The organism is Serratia sp. T13T92 (genome assembly GCF_047530105.1).
Classification (GTDB): Bacteria; Pseudomonadota; Gammaproteobacteria; order Enterobacterales; family Enterobacteriaceae; genus Chania; species Chania fonticola.
Genome location: NZ_JBLJAK010000135.1, coordinates 1 through 673 on the forward strand (window position 1 = coordinate 1; position 673 = coordinate 673).

Annotated in this window: 1 pseudogene; it reads left to right on the forward strand. The window is 55.3% G+C overall.

What is annotated here, in order from left to right:
• Positions 1 to 117: 117 nt before the first annotated feature.
• Positions 118 to 539 (forward strand): annotated as a pseudogene (locus tag ACMV5I_RS29590) (IS21 family transposase); the annotation flags it as partial.
• Positions 540 to 673: the final 134 nt, after the last annotated feature.

The window sequence follows — 673 nt, forward strand, 5'->3', positions numbered from 1 at the left end:
AAAAGGGCGTGCCATTCTTCGGGCGTGCGGATGTTCCTCATGGGTTTGCTCCGTGTTGATGATCGGGAACAAGATCATGGCAACATCGCGAACGCAATAACAGGTGGGGTTCCAGCGACGCTTACCGTCATCAACCCGGATACCGGCGAGGTTCGCCGTGTGGCCATCTTCGTGGCCGTGATGGGGGCGTCTAACTACACCTACGTGGAGGCCTGTGAAGGTCAGGATATGATGTCCTGGTGAACGCCAACAGCCGCTGTCTGACCTTCCTGGGCGGTGTACCGAAGCTGCTGGTCCCCGATAACCTCAAAAGCGCGGTGAAAAAGGCCGATCGCTATGAACCCGTCATCAATGACAGTTACCAGGCGTTGGCGGCGCACTACGGCACCGTTATCATCCCGGCTCGCCCCTATAAGCCGAAAGATAAATCGAAAGCAGAAAACGGCGTTCTCATCGTCGAAAGATGGCTGCTTGCCCGCATCCGCAATGAAACCTTCTACACGCTCAGGGCGCTGAATACCCGTCTTCGTGAGCTACTGGCGGCCGCCCCCCATGTCAGGGTAGTTGTCGCCTGAACTGATTCAATCCATTGAACCTCAGGGGCGAGGAAACTAACCCGATGCAAACCTACTCTGCAGAACATAAAGAATCTCTGCTCAAACAGTTATTACCC